General features: G+C 36.2%; 24 protein-coding genes and 4 tRNA genes. 17 read left to right on the top strand and 11 right to left on the bottom strand.

Annotated elements, in window-relative coordinates; genetic code table 11:
* Positions 1-11 precede the first annotated feature (11 nt).
* A complete protein-coding gene (locus HMPREF1128_RS09065) occupies positions 12-407 on the bottom strand; it encodes a SufE family protein (protein WP_007526593.1) in 396 nt (131 codons plus the stop codon).
* 119 nt (positions 408-526) lie between these two features.
* Between HMPREF1128_RS09065 and clpP the strand changes: the two genes are divergently transcribed.
* Positions 527-1,120 (top strand): ATP-dependent Clp endopeptidase proteolytic subunit ClpP, encoded by a 594-nt coding sequence (gene clpP / locus HMPREF1128_RS09060; protein WP_007526605.1) that lies wholly within the window; start codon positions 527-529, stop codon positions 1,118-1,120.
* Complete coding sequence (gene clpX, locus HMPREF1128_RS09055; protein WP_007526602.1) at positions 1,120-2,364, top strand: ATP-dependent protease ATP-binding subunit ClpX; 1,245 nt, start codon at positions 1,120-1,122, stop codon at positions 2,362-2,364. The genes clpP and clpX overlap by 1 nt, the downstream gene beginning before the upstream one ends.
* A gap of 82 nt (positions 2,365-2,446) precedes the next feature.
* On the opposite strand, the gene HMPREF1128_RS09050 is transcribed toward clpX, so the two are convergent.
* The 6 genes from HMPREF1128_RS09050 to glpE form a co-directional block, all read right to left on the bottom strand.
* Positions 2,447-2,866, bottom strand: a complete 420-nt coding sequence (locus tag HMPREF1128_RS09050; RefSeq protein ID WP_007526594.1) for a hypothetical protein — start codon at positions 2,864-2,866, stop codon at positions 2,447-2,449.
* A complete protein-coding gene (locus HMPREF1128_RS09045; protein WP_029495237.1) occupies positions 2,866-3,291 on the bottom strand; it encodes a YidB family protein in 426 nt (141 codons plus the stop codon). The genes HMPREF1128_RS09050 and HMPREF1128_RS09045 overlap by 1 nt, the downstream gene beginning before the upstream one ends.
* Before the next feature lie 110 nt (positions 3,292-3,401).
* Complete coding sequence (gene kdsB / locus HMPREF1128_RS09040; protein WP_007526580.1) at positions 3,402-4,157, bottom strand: 3-deoxy-manno-octulosonate cytidylyltransferase; 756 nt, start codon at positions 4,155-4,157, stop codon at positions 3,402-3,404.
* A 1-nt stretch (position 4,158) separates the two neighbouring features.
* Positions 4,159-5,112: a thioredoxin-disulfide reductase gene (gene trxB, locus HMPREF1128_RS09035; protein ID WP_007526589.1), complete on the bottom strand. Its 954-nt coding sequence runs from the start codon at positions 5,110-5,112 to the stop codon at positions 4,159-4,161.
* 48 nt (positions 5,113-5,160) lie between these two features.
* A complete protein-coding gene (locus tag HMPREF1128_RS09030; RefSeq protein ID WP_007526624.1) occupies positions 5,161-6,006 on the bottom strand; it encodes a co-chaperone YbbN in 846 nt (281 codons plus the stop codon).
* Between the two features lie 35 nt (positions 6,007-6,041).
* Positions 6,042-6,374, bottom strand: a complete 333-nt coding sequence (gene glpE / locus HMPREF1128_RS09025) for a thiosulfate sulfurtransferase GlpE (protein WP_007526595.1) — start codon at positions 6,372-6,374, stop codon at positions 6,042-6,044.
* A gap of 150 nt (positions 6,375-6,524) precedes the next feature.
* Here glpE and exbB point away from each other — a divergent pair, with 150 nt between their 5' ends.
* The 7 genes from exbB (at position 6,525) to HMPREF1128_RS08990 (ending at position 11,672) form a co-directional block, all read left to right on the top strand.
* A complete protein-coding gene (gene exbB / locus HMPREF1128_RS09020) occupies positions 6,525-6,974 on the top strand; it encodes a TonB-system energizer ExbB (protein WP_007526620.1) in 450 nt (149 codons plus the stop codon).
* Between the two features lie 39 nt (positions 6,975-7,013).
* A complete protein-coding gene (gene exbD, locus HMPREF1128_RS09015; protein WP_007526606.1) occupies positions 7,014-7,400 on the top strand; it encodes a TonB system transport protein ExbD in 387 nt (128 codons plus the stop codon).
* A gap of 16 nt (positions 7,401-7,416) precedes the next feature.
* A complete protein-coding gene (locus tag HMPREF1128_RS09010) occupies positions 7,417-8,340 on the top strand; it encodes an energy transducer TonB family protein (RefSeq protein ID WP_007526622.1) in 924 nt (307 codons plus the stop codon).
* A 108-nt stretch (positions 8,341-8,448) separates the two neighbouring features.
* A complete protein-coding gene (locus tag HMPREF1128_RS09005) occupies positions 8,449-8,778 on the top strand; it encodes a YbaB/EbfC family nucleoid-associated protein (protein ID WP_007526601.1) in 330 nt (109 codons plus the stop codon).
* Between the two features lie 651 nt (positions 8,779-9,429).
* On the top strand, positions 9,430-9,642 hold the full coding sequence (locus HMPREF1128_RS09000; RefSeq protein ID WP_010129411.1) for a helix-turn-helix transcriptional regulator: 213 nt from the start codon (positions 9,430-9,432) through the stop codon (positions 9,640-9,642).
* Positions 9,635-9,913, top strand: a complete 279-nt coding sequence (locus tag HMPREF1128_RS08995; RefSeq protein ID WP_010129410.1) for a hypothetical protein — start codon at positions 9,635-9,637, stop codon at positions 9,911-9,913. The genes HMPREF1128_RS09000 and HMPREF1128_RS08995 overlap by 8 nt, the downstream gene beginning before the upstream one ends.
* A gap of 40 nt (positions 9,914-9,953) precedes the next feature.
* Positions 9,954-11,672 carry a hypothetical protein gene (locus HMPREF1128_RS08990; protein ID WP_005644504.1) on the top strand — a complete coding sequence of 573 codons (1,719 nt, stop codon included), beginning with the start codon at positions 9,954-9,956 and terminating at the stop codon, positions 11,670-11,672.
* Positions 11,673-11,714: 42 nt separating this feature from the next.
* Here HMPREF1128_RS08990 and HMPREF1128_RS08985 read toward each other — a convergent pair whose 3' ends face one another.
* A complete protein-coding gene (locus HMPREF1128_RS08985) occupies positions 11,715-12,125 on the bottom strand; it encodes a hypothetical protein (RefSeq protein ID WP_007526598.1) in 411 nt (136 codons plus the stop codon).
* A gap of 405 nt (positions 12,126-12,530) precedes the next feature.
* Here HMPREF1128_RS08985 and merR point away from each other — a divergent pair, with 405 nt between their 5' ends.
* From merR to HMPREF1128_RS08965, 5 genes are all read left to right on the top strand, one after another.
* On the top strand, positions 12,531-12,923 hold the full coding sequence (merR, locus tag HMPREF1128_RS08980) for an Hg(II)-responsive transcriptional regulator (protein WP_007526597.1): 393 nt from the start codon (positions 12,531-12,533) through the stop codon (positions 12,921-12,923).
* Between the two features lie 28 nt (positions 12,924-12,951).
* A complete protein-coding gene (merA, locus tag HMPREF1128_RS08975; RefSeq protein WP_001031935.1) occupies positions 12,952-14,592 on the top strand; it encodes a mercury(II) reductase in 1,641 nt (546 codons plus the stop codon).
* A 225-nt stretch (positions 14,593-14,817) separates the two neighbouring features.
* On the top strand, positions 14,818-15,000 hold the full coding sequence (locus HMPREF1128_RS10445; protein WP_331271023.1) for a transposase family protein: 183 nt from the start codon (positions 14,818-14,820) through the stop codon (positions 14,998-15,000).
* A gap of 9 nt (positions 15,001-15,009) precedes the next feature.
* On the top strand, positions 15,010-15,741 hold the full coding sequence (locus tag HMPREF1128_RS08970; protein WP_255747701.1) for an ISL3 family transposase: 732 nt from the start codon (positions 15,010-15,012) through the stop codon (positions 15,739-15,741).
* Positions 15,742-15,850: 109 nt separating this feature from the next.
* The gene (locus HMPREF1128_RS08965; protein ID WP_007526603.1) at positions 15,851-16,033 is read left to right on the top strand and encodes a hypothetical protein; all 183 of its coding nucleotides are present in this window, start codon (positions 15,851-15,853) and stop codon (positions 16,031-16,033) included.
* 521 nt (positions 16,034-16,554) lie between these two features.
* Here the strand turns inward: HMPREF1128_RS08965 and HMPREF1128_RS08960 are convergent.
* The 3 genes from HMPREF1128_RS08960 to gltX form a co-directional block, all read right to left on the bottom strand.
* Positions 16,555-17,754, bottom strand: a complete 1,200-nt coding sequence (locus tag HMPREF1128_RS08960) for a tyrosine-type recombinase/integrase (RefSeq protein WP_007526596.1) — start codon at positions 17,752-17,754, stop codon at positions 16,555-16,557.
* 239 nt (positions 17,755-17,993) lie between these two features.
* Positions 17,994-18,069: transfer RNA gene (locus HMPREF1128_RS08955), tRNA-Ala, on the bottom strand.
* Positions 18,070-18,121: 52 nt separating this feature from the next.
* Positions 18,122-19,561, bottom strand: a complete 1,440-nt coding sequence (gene gltX / locus HMPREF1128_RS08950; protein WP_007526628.1) for a glutamate--tRNA ligase — start codon at positions 19,559-19,561, stop codon at positions 18,122-18,124.
* A 186-nt stretch (positions 19,562-19,747) separates the two neighbouring features.
* Here gltX and HMPREF1128_RS08945 point away from each other — a divergent pair.
* The 3 genes from HMPREF1128_RS08945 (at position 19,748) to HMPREF1128_RS08935 (ending at position 20,068) form a co-directional block, all read left to right on the top strand.
* Positions 19,748-19,823, top strand: a tRNA-Val gene (locus HMPREF1128_RS08945).
* 43 nt (positions 19,824-19,866) lie between these two features.
* Positions 19,867-19,942 (top strand) — tRNA-Val (locus tag HMPREF1128_RS08940).
* A 50-nt stretch (positions 19,943-19,992) separates the two neighbouring features.
* A tRNA-Val gene (locus HMPREF1128_RS08935) sits at positions 19,993-20,068 on the top strand.
* The last annotated feature ends 85 nt before the right edge of the window (positions 20,069-20,153 follow it).

Below are 20,153 nucleotides of genomic sequence, written 5' to 3'. Positions count from 1 at the left end.
CCTTTTTCTATCTAGGGATTTTGTTTTGCTGTTTGTTGAATTAAGCGTTGAAGTTCAGCGATACCATTTAAGCGCGTGCTAGTAAGATGGTTGGAGATTTTTAGCTCATCAAATAAAGCGGGTAAATTGATGTTAGAAATTGCCTCTGTTGGTGTTTCTAATAGCAAGGTGCGAATAACCATGAGCAAGCCTTGCATCAATCGAGCATCGCTATAAGCTAAAACGGTTCTCGGTGTGATTGTCCAGCTAAACCATAAACGACTTTCACAGCCTTCAATTTCAGCTAAGTTAGCTAACTCTGCTTCACTGGGTTTCGGCAGTAATCGACTTAATTGAATTAACAAGCGGTATCTTTCTTCCCAAGATTTGCAAAGCGCAAATTTTTCTTTAATTTCAGTAAATTGCATACGATATCCTATTAAATGGTAAAAGATTGTAACAATCTGACCGCTTGTTGTTAAGGATTTACTGAAAGTTTGCTAAAATACGCCTGTTTAATCGAATTTAGTCTCAAAAGGAATATCACATGGCATTGATCCCAATGGTGGTAGAACAAACCTCAAAAGGGGAGCGTTCTTACGACATTTATTCTCGCCTTTTAAAAGAGCGAATCATCTTTTTAAACGGTCAGGTAGAAGACCAAATGGCGAACTTAATTGTCGCACAATTACTTTTTTTAGAAGCTGAAGATCCAGAAAAAGATATTTATTTATACATTAACAGTCCAGGCGGTGTGGTAACTGCAGGTTTAGCAATTTATGACACCATGAATTTTATTAAACCTGATGTAGCAACGCTTTGCACCGGTCAAGCTTGTTCAATGGGTGCATTTTTACTTTCTGGTGGCGCAAAAGGTAAACGCTTTGCATTGCCAAATGCGCGTGTAATGATTCACCAACCTTTAGGTGGAGCAAGAGGTCAAGCAACCGATATTGAAATTCACGCTCGTGAAATTTTGAAATTAAAAGAGATGCTTACCCGTAAAATGGCAGAGCATAGTGGTCAGCCATTTGAGAAACTTGCTGCAGATACTGAGCGCGATAACTTTATGTCAGCGACAGAAGCGATGGAATATGGCTTGATTGATAAAGTATTAACCTCTCGTGGGGAGGCTGCATAATGACATTTGAAAAAGAACCACATTGCAGTTTTTGTGGTAAAAAACGTTCTGAAGTTGATCAATTGATCGAAGGCACAGAAGGCTTTATTTGTAACGATTGTATTGACGAATCTTACGCGCTGATTAACGGTCAAGAAGAACCGTTAATTGATGAAGTGCAAGATGAGAAAAAATTCTTCGATAACGTTCCAACGCCGCATGAAATGACGGCGCATTTAAACGATTATGTTATCGGGCAAGAATATGCGAAAAAAGTGCTTTCTGTCGCGGTTTATAACCACTATAAGCGCTTAAAATCAGCATTTAGCAACCACGAAGCAACGAATGGCGTTGAGTTAGGTAAAAGTAATATCTTGTTAATTGGCCCAACAGGTAGTGGTAAAACTTTATTGGCTGAAACTTTAGCACGTCGCTTAAATGTACCATTTGCTGTTGCAGATGCGACAACATTGACTCAAGCTGGTTATGTGGGTGAAGACGTGGAAAACGTTATCCAAAAATTGTTGATGAAATGCGATTTTGATGCAGAACAAGCTGAGCGTGGCATTGTATTTATTGATGAGATCGACAAAATCACGCGTAAATCAGAAAGCGCTTCAATTACCCGCGATGTTTCAGGTGAAGGTGTCCAACAAGCGCTTTTAAAATTGCTTGAAGGCACGGTAGCGAACATTAACCCGCAAGGTTCTCGCAAACATCCTAAAGGCGAAACGATACCAGTAGATACTTCAAAAATTCTCTTTATTTGTGGTGGTGCTTTTGCTGGATTAGATAAAATTGTTGAAAAACGCACGAATAAACAAGGTGGGATCGGGTTTGCAGCAGATCTGAAAAATGATAAAGATCGCCAAGATTTGACCGAGCTTTTCAAACAAGTTGAGCCAGAAGATTTAGTGCATTTTGGTTTAATTCCAGAGCTTATCGGCCGTTTACCGGTTGTTACGCCGTTACAAGAATTAGATGAAGCAGCATTGATTAAAATTCTGACTGAGCCGAAAAATGCAATAATTAAACAGTATCAAGCATTATTCGAAATGGAAAACGTGCAACTTGAATTTAGTGAAGCTGCGCTTATTGCAATTGCTAAAAAAGCGATTGCGCGTAAAACAGGTGCAAGGGGTTTACGTTCGATCGTAGAAGGCTTGTTACTCGATACGATGTACGATCTACCAACATTAAATGCGAAAAAAGTGATGGTGGATGAAGGTTGTGTAACCAATGGCGATAAACCAGTTATTGAGTAATTGACTTCAATAAACGCATAAAAAAGGACTGATTTTGAGTTTTTCAAAGTCAGTCCTTTTATTTTGCATTAAGTAAACGAGCTTAACGATAATGCCCTTTAAATGTATGCCAAGCAACTAAACTAAAGAAACCTGCAAACATAAGTTCAATATAGCCATAGCCTGCGAAGAAACAGAATAGCCACATGGATTGACCTGCAAGGGCATCTAGTTTTTCTGGGAAATTAAGCAGCCAATAAAGCCAAGCGATGAAATAGATAAACTTAGTAATCGCAAATATGCTTGTGAGTAAGGGCGCTTGATTAAATCGATGTGCTCGCCAAAAGTAAACCGCTCCCCAGAGCAAAATTAGAACCTGTCCCATCCATGAGAATACGATAGGATCGGTTTCTGTCAGTACGTTGCTAGTAAAGAATTGGTTTAAGCCTAAAATGGTGACCCAATTATATAAGCTAGCTAACCAAAAGCCTTTTTTAGCGGTAGAGCGGTAAACTTGACACATTATTTAAATAAATTCCCTAGCATGCCTTTTGCAGCTTGTGCAATTAAATCGTTAGTACTGAAATTTTTTAAGTCTGGTAGTTTACCATCTGGTGTGATCATATCGACTAATTTTGGCAAGTATTGTGCCAAAATGTCGCTAGCATCTTTTTCATCTACGCCCACTTCTTGTGCTGCCACAGCCATATTTTCTTGGCCAACGACTTCAGTTACTTGATTAGCAGTAATAGGTTGATTTGGTTCATCTGCGCTGATCCAAGATTTTAATACGCCTTCTAAACCACTTTGTTGGAAACGAGCGATAATGCCTTCAATGCCACCTTGCGATTGCAATAAAGCTTTGATGAGGTTGATAGCCGTAGATTGACTATTGTTGCCGTTGTTTAAAATAGAAGAGGCAACAGAGCCTAAGATATTTCCTAACATAATTTCTCCAATGCGGGATTCCGCTGAAATAAAAATTGAGCGCATAGTGTAATGCGCCCATTGTAACAAAACGTCTAGTTTGCAAAAGATTTTGTAAAAATGACCGCTTGTTATGCGCTTAGAATCGCACGGACTCTTTCTAAATCTTCAGCGGTATCCACACCCACTTGAGGAACTTCTTTGGCTAATTCAAGGTGAATTTTTTCGCCATACCACAATGCGCGCAGTTGCTCTAATGATTCTAGCTGCTCTAGCGTTGTCGGTTGCCAAGCAACATATTGTTTTACAAAGCCTGCACGGTAGGCATAAATGCCAATATGGCGAAGGTAGTTTTGACTCGCAACAAAAGCATCGTCACAATCCGCAAAATGATCACGTGCAAATGGAATGGGCGCACGAGAGAAATAAAGCGCAAAACCATGTTGATCTGTTAAGGTTTTTACTGCATTCGGATTAAAGAGTTCTTCTTTCGTGTTCAGTTTTACCGCAAGCGTTGCCATATTCACTTGGTATTTATCTAAGTTTTCAGCCACTTGCGCCACAATGACTGGTGGAATCAATGGCTCATCGCCTTGTACATTTACAATAATTTCATTATTGGCAATCGCCATTTTTTCGATCACTTCTGCTAAGCGCTCAGTACCAGAATTGTGGGCGGTAGATGTCATGCAAACTTCTGCACCAAAAGCGTGGGCAACTGCTTCAATTTCAGGATGATCTGTGGCGATAATTACGCGGTTAGCGCCTGCTTGCTGGGCTTTTTCCCAAACATGCTGAATCATCGGTTTGCCTGCAATATCAAGCAAAGGCTTACGAGGTAAGCGGCTCGAAGCATAGCGGGCAGGAATAATAACAGTAAAACTCATATTAAGCCTCTTGTGCATCTAAGAAACGTTCAGCATCTAATGCTGCCATACAGCCTGTTCCAGCAGAGGTGATGGCTTGGCGGTAGTTATGATCCATCACATCACCAGCCGCAAATACGCCTTCGACAGAAGTTGCGGTTGCATTGCCTTCTAGACCTGATTTTACTTTAATGTAACCATTATCTAATTCAAGTTGACCTTCAAAAATAGCTGTATTTGGGGCATGTCCGATAGCAACAAAGAAGCCATCCGCTTTGATTTCTTCTTTTTCTCCATTAACGGTGGAGATAACACGTACACCCGTAACACCTGCATTATCGCCTAATACTTCTTCAACAGTTCGGTTGGTATGCAATACGATTTTGCCTTCTTCTACACGTTTTTGTAGGCGACCTAACAAAATTTTCTCTGCACGGAAGCTATCACGACGATGTACTAAATGCACTTCGCTTGCAATGTTCGCTAAGTATAAAGCTTCTTCAACAGCCGTGTTTCCGCCGCCTACCACGACAACAGGTTTATTACGATAGAAAAAGCCATCACAAGTTGCGCAAGCTGAAACGCCTCTGCCTTTGAAAGCTTCTTCTGATGGCAGACCTAAATATTTAGCAGATGCACCAGTGGCAATAATTAGAGCATCACAAGTGAAGGTATTCATATCGCCAGTCAGCGTAAATGGACGTTTAGAGAGATCAACTTTGTTGATATGGTCGAACACAATTTCAGTATTAAATTTTTCGGCATGTTTAAGCATTTTATCCATTAAGCCTGTGCCGGTAGTGTGTTCGTATTCGCCTGGCCAGTTCTCGATTTCATCTGTGGTAGTTAATTGCCCGCCTTGTTGCATACCGGTAACTAATACTGGGTTTAAATTAGCACGCGCGGCATAGACTGCTGCGGTATAACCTGCTGGGCCTGAACCTAAAATCAATAATTTGGCATGTTTGGTTGTCATTGTATTGTCCTTGTTTGTAAAATTCGCTAAAAATTTGACCGCTTGTAATTAATAAAGCAAAGAATAAAGCTGTCTTCTAAATTTCGGTACGATAGCATCGCTGCCTAATGCTGAAAGAATGGCTAAAAATTGACTTTTTACCTCACCATTGCCTGCATTTAAATCACCTTTTAACCATTCAAATAAGAGCGTTAAGGCTTCTTCATTTTTACCGACTTGGTGCAACTGGTTTGCTAGACGTATCGCAATTTCTGGTGTTTTTTTAGTGGCGTAATCGGCTTGTAATTGTTGTAATTCAGGCGACTCAGCGGCTTGTTCTAACAATTCAATTTGTGCTTGAAGCCCTTGCCAGCGAGAATCTCGGTCTTGAATCGGAATTTGGGTTAATACGGCTTTGGCTTCTTCCGTTTTCTTCATCACAATAAATGTTTCTGCATAGAGCAAGGCAAAATCACTATTTTTTTTCTCGCTCAGCTCCCAAGCTGATTTTAATAATGGAAGTGCTTGCTCATAACGTTCATCTTGCAATAATTCTAAGGCACGATTGAATTTGAGTTCTTCTTCTTTCGGTAAAATGTTGGCTAAACGTATGCGTAGCTCTTGCTCACTGAGTTTACCTTGCGCCATATCAATGGGTTGACCGTTTGAAAAAAAGTAGAGCGTAGGTAAGGTTTGCACACGAAATTGCATCGCAAGTTCACGCTGTTCATCGCAATTGACGGTGGCTAATAGAAATTGTTTGGGGTACTCGTCGACTAAGCGTCTGAGCATGGCATCAGTTTCAATAGAAGCAACATCTTGCAAAGAGGTAAAGCTAAATACAACAGGAATCTGCTGGGTGGCTTGCCACACTTCGCTAAAATTTGCTTCGGTAACGTTAACAATATAATCCATTCTCTATACCTTTTATAAATATGTGCCAAATAGGGTTAAGGATATGCGGTTTCAATAGGTAATTCTGCTCGCATCCAACCATCAAATCCACCGGCAAGGCTATAAACTTGTTCGAAACCTTGCTCAACTAAAAATTGTGCGGTATTACGACTAGAATTGCCATGATAGCAACTGACAATGATGGGGTCTTCGTAATCGACCTCATCTAAAAATTGCCCATAACTTTGATTGGTTAAATGAAAAGCCCCTTGTGGGTGGCTATAAGTAAAACGAATATTATCACGAATATCGACTAGCACAGCATTTTCTTCGGTTTGTAACAATTCCCAAGCTTGTTGTGGGCTAATTTCAGTAAAGGTTTCCATCATTATTCTCGCTGAAAAAAAGCGTAATATATCACTAAATCTAAAAGAGAATCTCTATTATTTCAAGTTGAAATTTTTAATGCACCCAGTATAATTACGAACAATTTTCAAATGCGTTATCGCATTTTTTCTTTATTTTCCGTAGAGGACGTTATGGAGCAACTATTTCAATTCTTACAAGCATACATTGACTACATTATTTTAGGCTTATTAGGCTTAATGAGCATTATTTTAGTCTGGAAAATTGTTGAACGAATTTTATTTTATAGCAACTTAAAAGTGGCCGAATATGAGACTCAAGAAGAACTAGAAATTGATCTCACGCGTAACTTAACCACAATTTCAACGATTGGGGCAAATGCGCCTTATATCGGCTTATTAGGAACAGTGATCGGGATTTTATTAACTTTCTATGAGTTAGGTCATGCTGGTGGAGAGATTGATGCAGCATCTATCATGGTTCACCTTTCTTTAGCGCTAAAAGCAACGGCAGCAGGTATTTTAGTCGCTATTCCCGCAATGATGTTTTATAGCGGTTTTAACCGTAAAGTAGATGAAAATAAACTCAGATGGCAAGCATTACACGCTCGTAAAGACGCTTAACAAGCGGTCGAATTTTTCAAGAAATTAACGAGGTGTTCAATGAAAAAATTTGATGAAATCAACATTATTCCTTTTATCGATATTATGTTGGTGTTGCTTGCGATTGTGTTGGTAACAGCCTCATTTATCTCGCAAGGTAAGATTCAAGTGAATGTGCCAAAAGCTACCACAACGCAAAATGTGAAAGCGGATGATTTGGCAAAACTCATCACGATTACGGCCGATAATCAGTTCTACTTTAACGATAAGCCAACAGACAAAGAACAATTAACTAATGAGATTCGTACTTGGGATAAAGCCCAGCGTGTTACCTTAAAAGTTGATGGTGCGGTTAGCTTTGAGAAATTTGTTGAGTTAACGGATTTATTGTCTGCTAATGACATTAAAAATGTTGGCATTATTACACGTAAAGATAATGGCAAATAGCAAATAGGATGAGAGAATGGATAAAACAAATTCTCGGATTGGTTTAGCAACCTCCATCATCCTACATGCGATGGCGGTCGCTTTATTTTGGTTTTTGAGTTTGCGTTTAACTGACACGAAACCAGTTGTTGAAGAAGAAGTTTCCAGTATTTCGATGGAAATGATGGCTGCTCTTGCTGAACAACCTGAGGTGGCAGTGACAACAGAACCGACTCCAGAGGAAAAAGCACCAGAGAAAGCTCCAGAGCCAGAAGAGGTCATTGAAGAGCCAAAACCAGAACCGGTTGAAGAGGCTATTCCTGAGCCAAAAGTTGTGCCAAAACCACCAGAAAAACCGAAAGAAAAACCAAAAGAAAAACCACCGGAAAAACCAAAAGAGAAACCGAAACCGCCTGAAAAGCCGAAAGAAAAACCAAAAGAGAAGCCAAAAGTAGAAAAACCAGTTAAAGCAATAGAAACCGGTCCAGAAGTAAAACAAGGGATTGTCGCTAAGGCTGCACCAAATGTAGTACAAGGGAAAGAAGCCAAAGAGGGAATTGCTAATGGTAATCCACTTGGCAAAGGGAATATTGGTAGTGCAAATGGCTCACCAAATGGCAATGCGGCAAGTGGCAACGGTAATGGCAGCGGTAATAAGGCTGGAGGCGCATCAAGCAGTGATATAAATGCGTACCGAGCAACTTTACAGCGTGCGATTCAGCGCCGAGCAAATAATACCTATCCAAAACGTGAAAAAATGATGCGTAAGATGGGAACGGCAACCGTAAGCTTTAATTTATCGCCGAGCGGTCAAATTAGTGGCGTGCGAGTGCTAAATAGCTCAGGCAACGAAAGTTTAGACGGTGCTGCAGTTAAAGCCGTAGAAAGTACCAGTGTAGAAGCACCACCAGCGGGCTTCCCATCACAGGTTACCGTGCCAGTAAAATTCTCAGTTGAGTAACGTACAAGCGGGTCAATTTTGCAAAAAAAATGCAAAATCCTACCGCTTGCCTAATCAAAGACGGTTCAGTAAAATGAGCCGTCTTTTAATTTTTATGAGGAACATCAGATGTTTGGAAAAGGTGGTTTAGGCAACCTAATGAAACAAGCGCAACAAATGCAAGAGCGTATGCAAAAAATGCAAGAAGAGATTGCGCAACTGGAAGTCATTGGCGAATCAGGTGCAGGCTTAGTAAAAGTAACGATCAATGGCGCACACAACTGTCGCCGTATTGAAATCGATCCATCATTGATGGAAGATGATAAAGAGATGGTTGAAGATTTAGTCGCTGCAGCATTTAATGATGCTGTACGCCGTGCAGAAGAATTACAGAAAGAAAAAATGGCAAGCGTTACTGCTGGTATGCCATTACCACCGGGAATGAAATTCCCATTCTAATCAGTAATAATGAATAAGCCTTGAAGTGAGCTTCAGGGCTTTTTTATTGAATCATAAAGACTTTGCTGAATTTCAGAAAAGAAAAAGCCTCGAATCAATGATTCAAGGCTTCTGTTTTATTTGGTGGGATAATCTCACTTGAACTAGTAATATAAGTCTTTTATTTATAATAACTTTATTTGTTGGGATTGTATTCGGTGTTACTATTGGTGTTACTAAAAAATGAAGTGATAGATTATCTATAATAATTAAAGCACTGGTATGCTACCTTGTGAGTTAATGGTAGCACAACAATAGGAAAATATCTAAAAAAGTAAAATAGTATTATTCGACTATTTTTTAGACAGAAATTTTTAAAAATTTTCTTAATGAAAACATTAGTTATATATGAGAATGAATAAGATAAGTTTCCTATGTTGGAAAGCAGAAAATTTGTTCAAAAAATGCTTGCAAGCAATCTGGAGGAAGTATAGGATGGTCTCAAGTTGATTTTAGTTAGACCATACAACAGTAAGGATTTCTTATTAATATATGAAATAGAGGCTATACGCCTTATCAAAAGTGATATTACAGATCATTTTTTTAAACGCAATAATATAAGGGTATTACTAACTAAAGAGTAATACCCTTTTTATATATAGGGGTTTTACCATGGATAGAATAATCAGGGTAAAAGAATTTTTAACGATATTAGGAATATCTAAAAGTACATTCTACACTTGGCAGGATAAAAGTTCTGCTTATTATAAGCCTAATTTTCCCAAAAAAGTTAGCCTAGGAGCTAACTCCGTAGGCTACTTTGAATCTGATGTAAATCGGTACTTAAACAACATTAAAAACCTAAATGAGGTGATCTATGCTTAAAACAGTAGATGATAAGATTTTTTCAATTATTAATAGGAAATTGCCATTAGAGAAACGTTTTAAGAAGTTAACTAGCAATGCTAGAAATGTCTTATACACATTAATCATAAAAAGTAAAAATGAAAATAAAGAAATAACGTTAACTACTTTCAACTCGGAATCTGTTTTTAACTTAAAAAGAGATTTATTCATTAAAGCTATAAATGAATTGATAAAAGTAGATTATTTAAAAAGAACTGAAATAGATAATATCTATATGCTAAAAATTTAAATCCAAGCCACTATTTAGTGGCTTTTTTATGGAGATTATTATGAAGAAAGAAAATGTAAGTTTTCCAGATAAATGGAAGGGATGGAGATTAAAAAATAATGAGATTGATTACAATGTAGATGATAATAACTATCTACTTTCTAGGCGTAACTATTTACTAGATAAAGTAGATGATAGCAGTTACAAACTTAAGAATAGCATAGATAGCTATTCAAATAGGCAAGTCTTAGCTTGGGGTTGCGGCTCAGGGAAAACCACAAATTTAAAGGTTCTTTGTGCTAATACTGATAAGTCTACTTTGATTATTGTAAAAACAAATGAAGAAATTAAAAGGCTTGTATTTGATGTTAAAGCATTAAATCCTAAACAGTCCATTTGTGGAATTTATAAAGGAAGCGATACATTAAAAGAATTAGAATGTAATATTTATGCTTTGTCAAAATATAGAATAGTAGTAACTAATAACTGGAGGGCTTTATATGAATCAAGCAATATATTTATTAACTATGATGATCCCATAAAGAAAGAGATAACAAAGAGAGAATTAGTTATCTTTGATGAATTCCAGACCCCTTATACGGATATAGTAGTAAAACATGAGAAATTATTAGTAGAACTTTATAAGAGAGAGTTGATATACGGAAAAGAGATAAGGCTAAATAAGGAGACAATTAAGAATATAATAAATTTTGACAAAAATATATTTAATGAATTATTTAATGATTTACCTGATATAAAAAATGAAAAACTATATCATGAAAGAGTTAGCTGGCTATTCAATAAACTTATAGTATCTTTAGGAGATCTATCTAATACAGATATATCATCAGATATTATCATACACCAAGATATTAATGACTTTATAGATGAAGATACAAAATTAATTATTTTAGATGCCACAGCAGAATTTTTATTTGAAGGTAGTAATAATTGGAATATAGAAAGATATAATCAAAGTAAAGTAGTTATAAATAATAATATTTATTATGATACATTGTTATCAACACGAAGGACAAGAAAAAGTAATGAGAAACATAAAAAAGATATTGTTGAAGACATAAGAAAACTTGAGAAATATATTTCTATGAATAATGGAAATAAACATCTTGTTATTACATGGAATAATACATTTCATATAGAGAATCTACCTAACTTCATTAAAGAAAATATTAGTAAAGATTTGCGAGATAAATATGAGGTTATTCATTATAATTCAGGAAAGTGTAGAGCTACAAATGAGTATATAAAATATGATTCAATAATATTTTTTGGTGAGTGGTTTAATAATTCATTTCATGCAGAGAGACTTTCTGAAGTATTAAATACTAAAATAGAATCTAAAGATCTAGTAAAATCAGAAATAGTTCAAGCAATTTTTAGAACTCAAGCAAGAATAGGAAAGTCAGTATCTATCGCATTTTTTTACAATTATAATGAGAAATTATTGGATGGATACGATTCATTTGAAGAAAGTATTAATAGTATATTGAATATAGAAGATAATGATTTTAAAAGAATGGTTAAAATGAGAAGAATATTAAATATAATGGAAAATGAATTGAATAAGAATACACTAAAAAAAGTAAAAAACTTCATTCGTAAAATGAATATTTTAGATTTAAAAAATGAAATTATGGAAATTAAAACCAGCCTTAAAGAATTAAATGATATTGTTGATCATAAATTTAAATCTAGGAGAGATGTTATACCACTTCAAAATGCTCTCATGGAATACCTTAATATAAATTTAACTTTATAAAATAAAAGCCTAATAGGGAGTTAATCTATTAGGCTTTATTTTTTATTGAATAGTTACATAAAAATCTTTTCCATTATCACTACTTTCAATTTTATAACGTATAGGTGCTTTTATGCCACTGTTATATTGATTTCTATAAACTTCTATTGCTTGTTCATGTTCTCTAACCATTTTATCTAACTGTTCTTTAGTTTCAGATAAATATTTATCCCTTTCTTGTTGATAATAAATTTTTACTCTATTAATATCTTGAGGGTAAGATTCTTCTAAAATCCTAAGATTATCTTCAATATTCTTAACCTTATCATCCCTTTCTTGATTGAATCTATTTTTATGATGATTGTAATTATTAGAAAGTTCCTTTTTGTTACGTTCTAAAGACTCAGACACTTCTTTATCACTTGCTCCTGCTCTTTTATAGTTTTTAGCATCTAATTCGATTTGGCTAGACATTCTTTTATAATGATTTTCATTTTCTAGTAATTTTTGTTCCGAATCAGAAATAGCTTTATTTTTATCTGAAGAAGACTGTTCTTTTTACTAGAATATTTATTTTCTAATTCAGATAGCTGCTCTTTTTCTCTTTTATCCATTTTTAATGAAAATTCATTAAATGCATTTTTTAGCATTATTTCTTTTTTTGGGTCTTCGGAATATATAATGGAATTACTTTCTTAATAGTTTAAAAACAACTGGTGTTTAAATTGGATTTTCTGGTGGGATGTTAGGATAATCAATAGTATTATATAAAAGTATCAATCACATACGAGTGATACTTTGGGAAAAAAATAAAATAGTCCAATTTACTTGACCGTGTACTATGGTACATGGTTTATAATATTCAGGGGGTGAAATAAGATGATTTATCGCATTAGTGAGTTTGCAGATAAATGTGGAGTTAATAAAGAAACGATCAGATATTACGAGCGAAAAAATTTATTACAAGAACCTCACCGAACGGAAGCTGGTTATCGGATATATTCATATGATGACGTTAAGCGTGTTGGGTTTATTAAACGAATACAGGAACTTGGTTTCTCTTTAAGCGAGATTTATAAATTACTTGGTGTTGTAGATAAAGATGAAGTTCGTTGTCAAGATATGTTCGAATTTGTTTCTAAAAAACAAAAGGAAGTGCAAAAACAAATAGAGGATTTAAAACGAATTGAAACTATGTTAGACGACTTAAAACAACGATGTCCAGCTGAAAAGCAATTACATTCGTGTCCAATAATAGAAACATTAACATGAGAGATTAATTAACGAAAGGAGCTTTTTTATGAATAAATTTAAGGTAAACATTTCAGGAATGACCTGTACGGGTTGTGAAAAACACGTAGAATCAGCACTTGAAAAGATAGGTGCTAAAAATATTGAGTCTAGTTATCGTCGTGGTGAAGCAGTATTTGAACTGCCCGATGATATTGAGGTTGAAAGTGCAATAAAGGCGATTGATGAAGCAAATTACCAAGCCGGAGAAATTGAAGAAGTATCATCACTAGAAAACGTGGCGTTAATTAATGAAGACAATTATGACCTTCTTATTATTGGTTCTGGTGCTGCTGCCTTTTCTTCGGCAATTAAAGCTATAGAATACGGTGCAAAAGTTGGAATGATTGAGCGTGGAACGGTTGGGGGAACCTGTGTGAATATTGGCTGTGTTCCGTCAAAAACTCTTCTTAGGGCAGGGGAAATCAATCATTTATCAAAAGACAATCCGTTTATAGGTTTACAAACATCCGCTGGAGAAGTGGATTTAGCTAGTTTAATCACGCAAAAGGATAAATTGGTGAGCGAACTTCGGAATCAAAAATATATGGATTTAATTGATGAATATAATTTTGATTTAATTAAAGGTGAAGCAAAATTCGTTGATGCTAGTACGGTTGAGGTCAATGGGGCAAAGTTATCTGCAAAACGCTTTTTAATTGCAACAGGTGCATCGCCTTCGTTGCCCCAAATTTCAGGACTTGAAAAAATGGACTATTTAACTAGTACAACACTTCTTGAGTTAAAGAAAATACCAAAACGATTAACTGTAATTGGTTCAGGATACATTGGAATGGAGCTTGGACAACTATTTCATCATTTAGGTTCAGAAATAACGCTTATGCAAAGAAGTGAGCGACTTTTAAAGGAGTATGATCCTGAGATTTCAGAGTCAGTTGAAAAAGCGTTAATTGAACAGGGTATAAACCTTGTCAAAGGGGCAACTTTTGAGCGTGTTGAACAAAGTGGAGAGATAAAAAGGGTTTACGTAACAGTAAATGGCAGTAGAGAAGTCATTGAATCAGATCAGTTACTTGTTGCCACTGGAAGAAAACCAAATACGGATTCTTTAAATTTAAGTGCAGCAGGTGTTGAAACTGGAAAAAATAATGAAATCCTGATCAATGATTTTGGTCAAACAAGTAATGAAAAGATTTATGCAGCAGGAGATGTGACTTTAGGACCACAATTTGTATATGTAGCAGCCTATGAAGGTGGAATTATTACTGATAATGCTATTGGTGGATTAAACAAAAAAATAGATTTATCGGTAGTTCCTGCTGTTACGTTTACGAATCCGACGGTTGCAACGGTTGGTTTAACAGAAGAACAAGCAAAAGAGAAAGGGTATGATGTGAAGACATCTGTATTACCTTTAGATGCTGTTCCAAGAGCAATTGTAAACCGTGAAACAACCGGTGTATTTAAACTAGTAGCAGATGCAGAAACACTAAAAGTATTAGGGGTTCATATTGTATCTGAAAATGCAGGAGATGTCATCTATGCAGCATCATTAGCTGTTAAATTTGGCTTAACGATAGAAGATTTAACAGAAACCCTAGCACCATATTTAACAATGGCTGAAGGGCTAAAATTAGTTGCACTTACGTTCGATAAAGATATTTCGAAATTATCTTGTTGTGCAGGCTAAGGGAACTTTTTTACAACTCCCTATTCAAGTGAACCAGCTAATGCTTTAAGGGATTTTCTAAGTGCATTTGTGGTCACAAAAATAATTTAACACTGATGATTTCGACATCAAATCTATAATTGATACCTTAACACCGCAGAGTAATAAAGGATGAATAATATGTCAGACTTATTATCCCTACCAGACATTAAAACAATAGAACCGCCACAATAAAATGAAACCGATATGATGTTTAAAGTTGAAGCAGTCGGACCACCTGAACGTTGTCCTGAATGTGGTTTTGACAAGTTGTACAAACACAGTTCAAGAAATCAACTAATTATGGATTTGCCCATTCGTTTAAAGCGAGTGGGCTTACAATTGAACCGTAGACGATACAAGTGTCGTGAATGCGGATCTACCTTCTAGGAACGCCTAATATCTGTAGATGAAAAGCGTAGTATGACCAAAAGGCTTTTAAAGTCCATTCAAGAGCAATCCATGTCTAAGACCTTTGTAGAAGTCGCAGAAAGCGTTGGTGTTGACGAGAAAACCATTAGGAACGTTTTTAAGGACTATGTGGCACTCAAAGAACGTGAATACCAGTTTGAAACTCCTAAGTGGCTTGGGATAGACGAGATACATATTATCCGTAGACCTCGGCTTGTATTGACTAATATTGAACGCAGGACTATTTATGACATCAAGCCTAACCGTAACAAGGAAACAGTCATCCAACGTCTTTCAGAAATCAGTGACAGGACTTACATTGAGTACGTCACAATGGATATGTGGAAGCCCTACAAAGACGCAGTGAACACTATCCTTCCACACGCTAAAGTTGTCGTAGATAAGTTTCATGTAGTTAGAATGGCTAATCAAGCCTTAGATAACGTCAGAAAGTCTTTGAAAGCCCATATGAGCCAAAAAGAAAGACGTACCCTTATGCGTGAAAGGTTTATCCTTCTAAAGCGTAAACACGATCTAAATGAACGTGAATCATTCCTCTTAGATACTTGGTTAGGTAATCTTCCTGCTTTAAAAGAAGCCTATGAACTCAAAGAAGAGTTTTACTGGATATGGGATACTCCTGATCCAGATGAAGGTCATCTTCGTTATAGTCAATGGAGACACCGTTGTATGTCCAGCAACTCTATATGCAAAAATTGAACGTGGAGAAACTAAGCTCAATCTTCATAAATTGGAGCAAATTGCCAATATCTTTAATATTGATGTTTTAGAACTAATCAAAAATGATGATAAGAATGTACTGTTCTTCATGAATGATCATAACACTAACTACTACGGTTCAAATGAGAATTTGACATCAGAAATCGATCGATTAAAACTAACTATTTCGCATAAAGATGAGCTATTGAAACAAAGAGATCTAGTGATTGAACAAAAAGATAGCGAGATTTCAGCATTGAAAGAGATTATTTCTTTGCTTAAATCGAAATAGACACTATCTATAATATACTTATTTTATCTAAATTATTTAACTATCAGAAAACGCTGTATAACCTATCTAAATCACTGCTAGCAGCATTATTTAGGGATAGATGAATTACCCTACGTGTTTTTTATCTTTCCTGCCATAAGCGTCTCTCGCATTATATTGACTATATATTCTATATCTAAGTGATTTCCTATTTTTAAGATCCCATATTATTAGAATTCTATTAATTAATAAAAATTATAGATCAAGGGCTGATGATTCTCATCATCAGCCTTAGCTCTCTATATAGATCTATAATGATAATCTTCTTCAAAAATAAACGTAGCTAAGAGATCTTAATATATAGTAAAAGCTACAATTTGTATTTGTAGCTTTTACATAGGTAAGTAATCATATCTATCAAGATAGATACTCATTAAGTGTTTTTAACTAATTTATAAATAAATTTAGTTGTTTTTTTTATTATTAATAGAGGCAGGTCAAAAAAAAACAACTCCGTTTAATGGTAATTTCTCCTAAAAAATTTAAGATTGAGAACATTTCTCAATATAATCTCCCCACATTTGCATAATATCCCTTCTTTTCTCCAAATAATTAGCATGATTATAAGCTAGGCTAACTTGGCTTCCTGTTTTATGTGCTAGACAAGCTTCAGCATGCTCATGTTGAACGCCTTGTTCTGCTAAAAAAGTTCTAGCCAATCCCCTTAATCCGTGTGCAGTCTGTTTATCTTTGTAACCCATCCTTTTTAGTGCCATATTAACAGTAGATGAACTCATTGCTTTCTTTAAATCACTTCTATGAGTAAACAAATATTTATTATGACCCGTCATTGGTCTTAGCTGTTCTATCAAAGCCATTACTTGGGATGATAATGGTACTGTATGTAGAAACCTCACTTTCATTCTTTCAGCAGGAATATTCCATTCTTTTTTATCAAAATCAAATTCGCTCCATGAAGCGTTACTTGCTTCATTAGGTCTAACCATTGTTAATAATTGAAATAAGATTAATAATTGAGTTTTCTTTTCAATCTTAGCACTATGTATTGATTTTATAAGGGTAGGAATTTCTTCAATACTTACTCTAGGGTTATTTCTTTGACGAACAGACTTGAATGTAGAGCTAATTTTTAGGCAAGTATTACTTTCAATTAACCCACTATTAACCGCAAAATTTAAGATTTCATTTAGATGACCGCATAGTCTATGAACCATATCTGGAGATCCATTTTCCTCCACTTTCTTTAACATTTGGACTACTAAAGAAGGCTTAATTTCTTTAATAGAATATCGACCTATCAAAGGAAAAAGATGAAGCTCTAAGTTTCGCCAATATTTATTGATCGTTTTCTCTTCAACTTCTGAACTTTTTTTCTCTTTCCAAAGTTCTGCAACTTTCTCAAAGGAACTTTGAGTATCCATAAGCTGCTTTCTTTCTAGTTCTTCTCTATGTTTTTTAGGATCAATTTGTTGAGCTAATAATTTACGACAGTCATCTCTTAACATTCTAGCTTCAGCTAAGCTAACTATCGGATATGTACCTAGCCCTAAATTAGTCCTTGTACCAAGAATAGGTCGTATATAATTAAATAGCCATAATTTAGAGCCGTTAGGCTTAATTCTTAATAAAAGCCCATAACCATCACATAAGCTATACTCTTTTTCTTTTGGCTTAGCTTTTTTTATCTCCGTATCTGTTAAGGGAGTTGTTCTTCTTGCCATTAGATACCTCCAAAATGAAGTAACACTAAAAACTTTATAAATTTATTTTATAAATCATAAAGTTATAATTAATTTAGTAACACTATATGATCCTATCATAGCATGGTGTTACTATTAGTGTTACTAGAATTTGTGGATTTGGTTGGTTTCTATCGGACTTGTTAGAACAACAAAAAAGCCTTGATATGCTATATATCAAGGCTTTATCGGACTATATCATACTATATAAAATTAGAATTTGGTGGAGATAATCGGGATCGAACCGACGACCTCTTGAATGCCATTCAAGCGCTCTCCCAACTGAGCTATATCCCCGTGACGCCTATCATAAATAGCATCAGAAAAGGTGTCAAGCCGAAATCTTTATTTAGGCTTGGGCTTGAATGTAGTCGATGGCTTTTTGAACACGAGCAAGTGTACGTTCACGGCCAACAAGCTGAGCAGTAATATCCATTGATGGAGATTGACCAGAACCTGTTACCGCTAAGCGGAATGGCATACCGACTTTACCCATACCGATTTCTAATTCTGCTGCTGTTGCATTCATTGCATCATGAATTGCTTCAACATTCCAATCAGTTAAAGCGGTCAATTTTTCCAATAATTTTGCAAGTGGTGCAACCGCTTCAGGTTTGAAGTTTTTCGCTGCAGCTTTTTCATCATAGGCTTCAAACTCTTGGTAGAAATAACGGCTTGATGCAGCTAATTCTTTTAAAGTTTTTGCACGTTCACTTAATACTGGAATAATAGCTTCTAATGCTGGGCCATTTTTTGTATCAATCCCTTGTGCATCCATATGCCATTGCAGATATTTTGCAACATGTTCTGCGGGTAAACTACGCATGTAATGTTGGTTTAACCATTGCAATTTTTCAGTGTTAAATGCACTAGCAGATTTGCTGACCGAATGAATATCGAATAATTCGATCATCTCTTCACGGCTGAAGATCTCTTGGTCGCCATGCCCCCAACCTAAACGGACTAGGTAGTTAATTAGAGCTTCTGGTAAATAACCGTCATCACGGTATTGCATTACGCTTACTGCACCGTGGCGTTTAGAAAGTTTTTGACCATCATCACCGTTAATCATCGAAACGTGAGCATAAGTTGGAATTGGTGCCCCTAATGCTTTTAAAATGTTGATTTGGCGTGGGGTATTATTGATGTGGTCTTCACCACGTACAACATGTGTAATGCCCATATCCCAATCATCAACCACAACGCAGAAATTGTAAGTTGGTGAGCCATCAGTACGACGAATGATTAAATCATCTAATTCGCTATTGTTGATTTCAATACGTCCGCGCACAGCATCTTCAAATACCACAGAGCCTTCAGTTGGGTTTTTAAAACGTACTACGTGTGGTTCATCTGCAGAATGTGTGTGATCATTTAAGCAGTGACGATCATATTTTGCTTTTTCTTTATTGGCTTCTTGTTCACTACGTAAAGCTTCAAGGCGTTCTTTTGAGCAATAGCAACGATATGCGGTGCCTTCTTCAATCATTTGATCGATCACTTGGTTATAACGATCAAAACGTTTTGTTTGGAAATAAGGACCATGTTCCCATTCAAGATTTAGCCATTCCATGCCTTCTAAAATTGCTGCAGTTGCTTCAGGCGTTGAGCGCTCTAAATCGGTATCTTCGATACGTAATACGAATTCACCGTTAAAATGTTTAGCGTATAACCAAGAATAAAGCGCTGTTCTCGCGCCACCTACATGAAGGTAACCCGTTGGGCTAGGAGCAAAACGAGTACGCACTTTAACATTTGGATCTAAAGGAAAGAGGGTTTCAATGTTCATATTATTTATTGCCTGTTTTGTAATAATTTAGTTAAACAGCGCTATTTTACTCTTTTTTCAAGCGGTTTTGGCGAATAAAATGATAAAAAAAGCGGAGTTTGGTTGAAAAAAACAACAAATGCGTTGAATTTGAAAAAAAGCGTTTGACGAGCAAGGAAAAATCTCTATAATGCCTCCTCACGACATGGGCGATTAGCTCAGTTGGGAGAGCACCTCCCTTACAAGGAGGGGGTCACTGGTTCGAGACCGGTATCGCCCACCACTTTTTTCCAAAGTGTTCATGTCTGACAATCTAATTTGAAAATGGGCGATTAGCTCAGTTGGGAGAGCACCTCCCTTACAAGGAGGGGGTCACTGGTTCGAGACCGGTATCGCCCACCACTTAAGACTTATTCATAAACTTCAAATTATAGCCACTTGCTATATCAGAAGGGCGATTAGCTCAGTTGGGAGAGCACCTCCCTTACAAGGAGGGGGTCACTGGTTCGAGACCGGTATCGCCCACCACTTTTTCCAAAGTGTTCCATTTTCAATCCCTTTGATTAAGTCTCAAGTGGGCGATTAGCTCAGTTGGGAGAGCACCTCCCTTACA

The sequence above is a fragment of the Haemophilus sputorum HK 2154 genome (assembly GCF_000287615.1).
In the GTDB taxonomy this organism is placed as follows: domain Bacteria; phylum Pseudomonadota; class Gammaproteobacteria; order Enterobacterales; family Pasteurellaceae; genus Haemophilus_A; species Haemophilus_A sputorum.
Note: the sequence above shows the minus strand (reverse complement) of the source record. Positions and strands in the feature narration are given on the sequence as shown.

Coding starts and splice junctions, on each gene's coding strand:
- HMPREF1128_RS09065 (WP_007526593.1), bottom strand. CDS start 407: ATGCAATTTACTGAAATTAAAGAAAAATTTGCGCTTTGCAAATCTTGG.
- clpP (WP_007526605.1), top strand. CDS start 527: ATGGCATTGATCCCAATGGTGGTAGAACAAACCTCAAAAGGGGAGCGT.
- clpX (WP_007526602.1), top strand. CDS start 1,120: ATGACATTTGAAAAAGAACCACATTGCAGTTTTTGTGGTAAAAAACGT.
- HMPREF1128_RS09050 (WP_007526594.1), bottom strand. CDS start 2,866: ATGTGTCAAGTTTACCGCTCTACCGCTAAAAAAGGCTTTTGGTTAGCT.
- HMPREF1128_RS09045 (WP_029495237.1), bottom strand. CDS start 3,291: ATGTTAGGAAATATCTTAGGCTCTGTTGCCTCTTCTATTTTAAACAAC.
- kdsB (WP_007526580.1), bottom strand. CDS start 4,157: ATGAGTTTTACTGTTATTATTCCTGCCCGCTATGCTTCGAGCCGCTTA.
- trxB (WP_007526589.1), bottom strand. CDS start 5,112: ATGACAACCAAACATGCCAAATTATTGATTTTAGGTTCAGGCCCAGCA.
- HMPREF1128_RS09030 (WP_007526624.1), bottom strand. CDS start 6,006: ATGGATTATATTGTTAACGTTACCGAAGCAAATTTTAGCGAAGTGTGG.
- glpE (WP_007526595.1), bottom strand. CDS start 6,374: ATGATGGAAACCTTTACTGAAATTAGCCCACAACAAGCTTGGGAATTG.
- exbB (WP_007526620.1), top strand. CDS start 6,525: ATGGAGCAACTATTTCAATTCTTACAAGCATACATTGACTACATTATT.
- exbD (WP_007526606.1), top strand. CDS start 7,014: ATGAAAAAATTTGATGAAATCAACATTATTCCTTTTATCGATATTATG.
- HMPREF1128_RS09010 (WP_007526622.1), top strand. CDS start 7,417: ATGGATAAAACAAATTCTCGGATTGGTTTAGCAACCTCCATCATCCTA.
- HMPREF1128_RS09005 (WP_007526601.1), top strand. CDS start 8,449: ATGTTTGGAAAAGGTGGTTTAGGCAACCTAATGAAACAAGCGCAACAA.
- HMPREF1128_RS09000 (WP_010129411.1), top strand. CDS start 9,430: ATGGATAGAATAATCAGGGTAAAAGAATTTTTAACGATATTAGGAATA.
- HMPREF1128_RS08995 (WP_010129410.1), top strand. CDS start 9,635: ATGCTTAAAACAGTAGATGATAAGATTTTTTCAATTATTAATAGGAAA.
- HMPREF1128_RS08990 (WP_005644504.1), top strand. CDS start 9,954: ATGAAGAAAGAAAATGTAAGTTTTCCAGATAAATGGAAGGGATGGAGA.
- HMPREF1128_RS08985 (WP_007526598.1), bottom strand. CDS start 12,125: ATGTCTAGCCAAATCGAATTAGATGCTAAAAACTATAAAAGAGCAGGA.
- merR (WP_007526597.1), top strand. CDS start 12,531: ATGATTTATCGCATTAGTGAGTTTGCAGATAAATGTGGAGTTAATAAA.
- merA (WP_001031935.1), top strand. CDS start 12,952: ATGAATAAATTTAAGGTAAACATTTCAGGAATGACCTGTACGGGTTGT.
- HMPREF1128_RS10445 (WP_331271023.1), top strand. CDS start 14,818: ATGATGTTTAAAGTTGAAGCAGTCGGACCACCTGAACGTTGTCCTGAA.
- HMPREF1128_RS08965 (WP_007526603.1), top strand. CDS start 15,851: ATGAATGATCATAACACTAACTACTACGGTTCAAATGAGAATTTGACA.
- HMPREF1128_RS08960 (WP_007526596.1), bottom strand. CDS start 17,754: ATGGCAAGAAGAACAACTCCCTTAACAGATACGGAGATAAAAAAAGCT.
- gltX (WP_007526628.1), bottom strand. CDS start 19,561: ATGAACATTGAAACCCTCTTTCCTTTAGATCCAAATGTTAAAGTGCGT.